2 protein-coding genes are annotated in these 1452 nt (G+C 51.9%); both read left to right on the top strand.

The annotated features are described in order from the left end of the window. Positions 1-60 precede the first annotated feature (60 nt). Positions 61-1287 carry an integrase arm-type DNA-binding domain-containing protein gene (locus RBB32_RS21275; RefSeq protein WP_306155760.1) on the top strand — a complete coding sequence of 409 codons (1227 nt, stop codon included), beginning with the start codon at positions 61-63 and terminating at the stop codon, positions 1285-1287. A 64-nt stretch (positions 1288-1351) separates the two neighbouring features. Beyond that, positions 1352-1452 (top strand): AlpA family transcriptional regulator (locus RBB32_RS21270; protein ID WP_306155761.1); only part of this gene is annotated, 101 nt, incomplete at its 3' end.

Here is a 1452-nt window from a genome sequence, read left to right as displayed (position 1 = left end):
GTGCCACCGGAATTAATCTTCCTTAAATCTCAATAACTTAATGTCTCACTGCATCCCGGAATGAGCCGGGCAGTGTCACGCCAGAACGTATACAAAAGAAGGGATAATGTCATGGCAAAATCAAATGCATTTACAGTCGCTCAACTCAAATCTCTACCTGCGGGCAAGCATTGCGATGGGCAGGGCCTTTGGCTTCATAAGCGCACCGATGGCGGGGCTCAATGGGTCTTTCGCTTTACCCTGTGGGACCGCCAACGCGAGATGGGACTCGGATCATTCGGACGGGTCAGCCTTGCCGAGGCTCGCAGACAAGCTGAATGGGCGCGTCAACTGGTGCAGGCCGATACGGATCCGATCAAACAACGCCGTTTGCAACGCCAACAAGCCAGTTCCCGTGAGGGCCGCCTGGAGCAGCTTGCCTGGATGGCCTACGAGGCACACAAAGAGAGCCTCAAACACAATGGCTCGGATGGCAAATGGTTTAGCCCCCTGCGGCTGCATGTCTTGCCGAAACTGGGCAAGATGCCAATCGTCAAGATCGACCAAGACGACATCGCACATGCCCTGGCCCCGATCTGGCACGAAAAACCGGTGACCGCCAGGAAAGCCGTCTCAAGGCTCAGAGGCGTTTTCAAATACGCGCGGGCAAAAGGCTTCCTTGTGAACCGGGCGGTTATCGAAGATGCGGTTATTATTCTCGGAGAAAACAAGAAGCGCGCAACACCACACCAGGCATTGCTTTGGCAAGATGTGCCTGCGTTTTATGCGACCCTTTCAGATGATGATCCGGTACAACTGGCATTGAGGATGCTGATCCTGACGGGGGTTCGTGCGGACTCTGTCAACAACATGCGTTTCGAGCAAATCCTGGGTCCCGTTTGGGAAATCCCGCCACTCCACGTCAAGGGCCGGGCAGATAATGACCAAGGGTTTACTGTTCCTCTCAATTATGAGGCGCGACATGTCATCGAGTTGGCGGAACCGCATTCTCGAAACGGGTATCTGTTTCCAAATGCCAAGGGCGGCCCGCTCAACAAGATGGCGATGCGCAATTTCCTCGCCGATAACGATATTCCCGCAACGCCCCATGGGTTCAGGTCTTCATTGAGAACATGGCTTACCGACAAAACGGAATGTCCAGATGAGATTGTGGAAGCTTGTATCGGGCACGTGCGTAAGGGTGATGCTGCTATCGACGCATATATTCGAACGGATTACCTGGAGCGACGTGCGCCCTATATGTACGAGTGGACCAAGTTTATCACCGGTCAAGACCAAACTGCTTAAAATTGAAAACTCAGTTTAATCTTTATGTGAAAGGATAACGTATCGATAAAAAATGAGGAACTGAATGACCACCAAAATTCTACGTCAAAAAGATGTACAAAAAATTACTGGCCTAAGCCGCTCGACAATTTACAGACATATCAATGCGGGCACATTTCCGGCCCC

The sequence above is a fragment of the Roseovarius sp. MMSF_3281 genome, from assembly GCF_030733685.1.
GTDB lineage: Bacteria > Pseudomonadota > Alphaproteobacteria > Rhodobacterales > Rhodobacteraceae > Roseovarius.
This window is presented reverse-complemented; position numbering and strand designations above follow the sequence as displayed.